Source organism: Actinomadura sp. NPDC000929, from assembly GCF_040492065.1.
In the GTDB taxonomy this organism is placed as follows: Bacteria; Actinomycetota; Actinomycetes; order Streptosporangiales; family Streptosporangiaceae; genus Spirillospora; species Spirillospora verrucosospora.
On record NZ_JBEUPA010000279.1, the window covers coordinates 1 to 4,314 of the forward strand.

The following is a 4,314-nucleotide window of genomic DNA, read 5'->3' on the forward strand; positions in this document are numbered from 1 at the left end:
GATGTGCGGCTGCTCGCGAACGAGCCGGTCGATTCCGGCACGCCAGTTCCGGTTGAGCCGGGGCGCATGCTCTCCCCCGCCCTCACCGGCCATCGTCCTCGACCTGGTCGACGGGACCCGCGAGTCAGGCGCCGCGGGCGTCCGCCTGATCGTCGCCGGGCATGTCGCGGCCCTGGACCCCGGGCTGGAGCTGGCCGCCTACCGGATCGTCCAGGAGGCCCTGACCAACGCGCGCAGGCACGCGCCCGGCGCGGCCGTCGACGTGGAGCTCGACTACGCCCCGGACGCGCTGCGCGTCAGCGTCCGCGACAACGGCCCCGGCCCCGGCACCGACGCCGGCCTTGGTGGCCCGGCCGGGCACGGGCTGCTCGGCATGCGCGAGCGCGCCGCCGCCGTCGGGGGCGACCTGCGCACCGGCCCCGGGCCCGCCGGCGGGTTCCTGGTGCAGGCCACGCTGCCGCTGGGGGAGGAGTCGTGAGCGTCCGCGTCGCGGTGGCCGACGACCAGGAGGTCGTCCGCGCCGGCTTCGGGGCCCTGCTGGGCACCCAGCCCGATCTGGAGGTCGTGGCGACGGCGGGCGACGGCGCCGCCGCGGTCCGGGTGTGCCGCGACCACCGTCCCGACGTCGTGCTGATGGACGTGCGGATGCCGGTCATGGACGGCATCGAGGCCACGCGCCGCGTCACCGCCGAGCCCGACGCGCCGCGGGTCCTGATGCTGACCACCTTCGACCTGGACGAGCACGTCTACGACGCCCTCGTCGCGGGCGCCAGCGGGTTCCTGCTCAAGGACGTCACGGCCGAGCGGCTGTTCGACGCCGTCCGGGTCGTCGCCGCGGGGGAGGCGCTGCTGGCCCCGGCCGTCACCCGCCGCCTCATCGGGGAGTTCGCGCGGCTGCGGCCGCGCCCGCCGTCGGCGGGGCCGGCCCTGGACGCGCTGACCCCGCGCGAGACCGACGTGCTGCGCCTGGTCGCCGAGGGCCTGTCCAACGCCGAGATCGCCGCCCGTCTGGTCGTGGGGGAGGAGACGGTCAAGACCCACGTCAGCCGGATCCTGCGCAAGCTCGGGCTGCGCGACCGCGTCCAGGCGGTCGTCGCCGCCTACGAGAGCGGCCTGGTACTGCCCCGCTCGGGGCGGTGACGGGCGCGCCGGCCCGGCGGGGCGAGGGCCCGGCGGGCGAAGGACCGCCGGGCATGGCGAAGGCCCGCACCCCCGCCGGTACGGGCCCTCGCGTCGAGAACTGTCAGCCGCTCACGCGGACTTCCTGCGCCCCGCGCGCAGGATCTCCAGGCGTTCGGCCAGGACCTCCTCCAGGTCTTCCAGCGTGCGGCGCTCCATGAGCATGTCCCAGTGGGTCCTCGGCGGCTTTCCCTTCTTGGCTTGGGGCAGCTCGCCGTCGACCCGCAGGGCCGTGGCGCCGCAGCTGCGGCATTCCCAGGTGATCGGCACCTCGGCCTCGGCTGCGAGCGTCACGGTGAACCGGTGGCCCTTGGTGCAGGTGTAGTCCACCTCTTGGCGAGGGGCCAGATCGGTGTTGCGATCGTTCTCGTAGCTCGTCGCTCCGAGTCGGGTGCCGCGAAGTGCGCGCTCGGCCATCGTCACGTGCCTCCCAGACGGCTTGCGGTCTTGCCCAGACCAACGCTGAACACCGTGACAAGATTCCCCCACCCGGGGTGATCCAACCCTGCTGTTTGCGCTCGTCCCCGGCCGCCGGCGGGGAACACGCGGCTGGCGCGCTAGTGACGGGACGTGAGCACCGCGTCGATGAGCCCGTAGTCCTTGGCCTCGGCGGCGCTGAAGTAGCGGTCGCGGTCCAGGTCGCGGCGGACGGTCACGGGGTCGTGCCCGGTGGCCTCGGCCAGGATCGCCTCGGTCTGCTCGCGCATCCGCAGCACCTCCCGCGCCTGGATCGCCAGGTCGGTGGCGGCGCCCTCGGCCACGTCGATCTCCGGCTCGTGCAGGAGGATCCGGGCGCTCGGCAGCGCCTGCCTGCGCCCCGGCGAGCCCGCCGCCAGCAGGATCGCCGCCGCCGACCCGGCCTGCCCGACGCAGGTCGTCTCGATCTCGGGCCGCACGTAGCGCATGGTGTCGCAGATCGCCAGCATCGCGGTGATCGACCCGCCCGGCGAGTTGATGTAGAGGGCGATGGGCCGGTCGGGGTCCATGCCCTCCAGCGCCAGCATCTGCGCCGTGACGTCGCCCGCGCTGGTGTCGTCCACCGGCGCGCCGAGGAACACGATGCGCTCCTCGAACAGCTTGCTGTAGGGGTCGGTCTCCTTGCGGCCCTGGCCGGTGCGCTCCTCGAACTGGGGGACGAGGGAGCGCCGTTCCGCGCGTGTCATGTGCCCACCCGGTCGGTGCTGTCGATGACGTGGTCGACGAAGCCGTAGTCGCGGGCCCGCTCGGCCGTGAACCACGCGTCGCGGTCCCCGTCGGCCTCGATCCGCTCCAGCGGCTGCCCGGTGTGGAACGCCGTCCGCTCCGCGAGGGTCCGCTTGAGGTACAGCGACTGCTCCGCCTGGATCCTGATGTCGGACGCCGTGCCGCCGATGCCGCCGTGCGGCTGGTGCATCATCACGCGCGCGTGCCGCAGGGCGTACCGCTTGCCCCGGGTCCCCGCGCACAGCAGCGTCTGTCCCATGGAGGCGGCCATGCCCATCGCGACCGTGGATATGTCGTTCGGGACGAACTGCATCATGTCGTAGATCGCCATCCCGGCGTCCACGACGCCGCCGGGGGAGTTGATGTAGATCGTGATGTCGCGCCGGGCGTCCTGCGCCGCGAGCAGCAGCAGTTGCGCGTTGATCCGGTTGGCCAGACCGTCGTCGATCTCGCTGCCGAGGAACACGATCCGCTGGGCCAGCAGCCGTTCGAACAGCTGCGCGTCCGCCGGTCGCGTCATCTCGTCCACGCGTGCCCGCGACCTGCCGGTGAACGTCTCCACCGGCTGCCGGCCGTCCTGTCGCCACGGTCCGCCGTCCATCGCGCCTCCCTGATCATCTGTACGTTTCGTACACTACGTACGGACAGTATTCCAGTGCCCGCGAGAGGGCCAGAGGGGGGCGGGGTGTTTCGCTATACGATGAATCACGTGGATGTTCCGGTGACCGAAGCACGCGCCCAGTTCGCGGATCTGGTGAACCGGGTCGCCTACACCGGCGAGCCCGTCAAGCTCACGCGGCGGGGCAGGGTGATGGCCGCCCTGGTCTCTCCAGAAGATCTGGAACTCCTGGAGACGGCCCGCGCCCAGCGCGCCGACCTGCAGGTCGGCGGGACCGTCCCGCCGGGGCAGCCGTCGCGGCCCGCCGAGCGGCCCCAGCAGCAGCCGCAGCCGCCGATGCGCATCGCGGCCGAGTACCGCCCGCCCGGCTTCAGGCCCTGACCTCGGTCTCGCGACCGGTGCGCAGACCGGCGCCGTCCCGGGGCCGCACGAGCCCCGCCGCCGCGGCCGCGGCGGCGCACAGCGCCACCGGCAGGAACAGCGTGAGGCCGAGCGGCACGACGCGGGTGAGCGGGCCGATGACGGCCGGCCCCGCGAGCATCCCGAGGTAGCCGAGCCCGGCCACGCGGGAGACGTTGGCGCCCGAGGACTCCCGGTCGTGGTGGCCCGCCGCGCTGAACAGCTGGGGGACCGCCCCCGACAGCCCCGCTCCGAGCACGGCCCAGCCGGCCAGGGCGGGCGCGGCCCAGGGCGACAGCGCCGCCACCGTCAGGCCGGCCGCGGCCAGGGCGGTGCCGTTGCGGAGGACGGCCACCGGGCCGAAGCGCGCGGCGAGCCGGTCGGCCAGCAGGCGCCCGCCGGTCATGGCGGCGGAGAAGGCCCCGAACGCGAGCGCCGCGGTGCCGGGCGACGCGCCCAGATCGCGCAGGTGGAGCACGCTCCAGTCGTTGGCCACCCCCTCGCACAGCATGATCATGAAGGCGAGGACGGCCAGCCCGCGGATGCGCCGGGGCGTCCGGCGGCGCGCCGGCGGTCCGGGGGTGTCCGGCGTTCCGCCGGACCGCAGCAGCGCGGGAGCGGCCGCCGTGCCCACGGCCGTGCTCAGGACCGCCACCGTGCCCAAGGTCGCCGCCGGGCTCCAGCCCCAGGTGAGCGTCCGGGCGCCGGCCAGGGCGGCCAGGACGCCCCCGAGAGAGAAGGCCGCGTGGAAGGCGGCCATCACGGGCCTTCCGTAGCCGCGCTCGACCTGGACGGCGTGGGCGTTCATGGCGACGTCCAGCGCTCCGTGGGCGGCGCCGAGGAGCAGCAGCGCCGCGCCGAGGGCCCAGGCGCCGGTCGCCAGGCCCGGCAGGACCAGCGCGGCGCCGGCCGCC

7 protein-coding genes are annotated in these 4,314 nt (G+C 74.6%); 3 read left to right on the top strand and 4 right to left on the bottom strand.

From position 1 onward, the window contains the following. Positions 1–478: sensor histidine kinase (locus ABWI04_RS41870; protein WP_353835881.1), on the top strand; the 478-nt coding region annotated here is incomplete at its 5' end. Next, positions 475–1,140: a response regulator gene (locus ABWI04_RS41875; protein WP_353835882.1), complete on the top strand. Its 666-nt coding sequence runs from the start codon at positions 475–477 to the stop codon at positions 1,138–1,140. The genes ABWI04_RS41870 and ABWI04_RS41875, both read left to right, overlap by 4 nt. A 111-nt stretch (positions 1,141–1,251) precedes the next feature. Here ABWI04_RS41875 and ABWI04_RS41880 read toward each other — a convergent pair whose 3' ends face one another. The 3 genes from ABWI04_RS41880 to ABWI04_RS41890 all read right to left on the bottom strand — a co-directional run bounded on the left by ABWI04_RS41880 (position 1,252) and on the right by ABWI04_RS41890 (position 2,902). Next, on the bottom strand, positions 1,252–1,596 hold the full coding sequence (locus ABWI04_RS41880; protein WP_345187085.1) for an RNA polymerase-binding protein RbpA: 345 nt from the start codon (positions 1,594–1,596) through the stop codon (positions 1,252–1,254). 140 nt (positions 1,597–1,736) lie between these two features. Then, complete coding sequence (locus tag ABWI04_RS41885) at positions 1,737–2,342, bottom strand: ATP-dependent Clp protease proteolytic subunit (protein WP_353835883.1); 606 nt, start codon at positions 2,340–2,342, stop codon at positions 1,737–1,739. Then, positions 2,339–2,902, bottom strand: a complete 564-nt coding sequence (locus ABWI04_RS41890) for a ClpP family protease (RefSeq protein ID WP_353835886.1) — start codon at positions 2,900–2,902, stop codon at positions 2,339–2,341. The genes ABWI04_RS41885 and ABWI04_RS41890 overlap by 4 nt, the downstream gene beginning before the upstream one ends. 201 nt (positions 2,903–3,103) lie before the next feature. Here ABWI04_RS41890 and ABWI04_RS41895 point away from each other — a divergent pair, with 201 nt between their 5' ends. After that, positions 3,104–3,382 carry a type II toxin-antitoxin system Phd/YefM family antitoxin gene (locus tag ABWI04_RS41895; protein ID WP_353835884.1) on the top strand — a complete coding sequence of 93 codons (279 nt, stop codon included), beginning with the start codon at positions 3,104–3,106 and terminating at the stop codon, positions 3,380–3,382. Here the strand turns inward: ABWI04_RS41895 and ABWI04_RS41900 are convergent. Beyond that, positions 3,372–4,314, bottom strand: a 943-nt coding sequence (locus ABWI04_RS41900) for an MFS transporter (RefSeq protein WP_353835885.1), incomplete at its 5' end; no start/stop codon positions are given. The genes ABWI04_RS41895 and ABWI04_RS41900 overlap by 11 nt on opposite strands.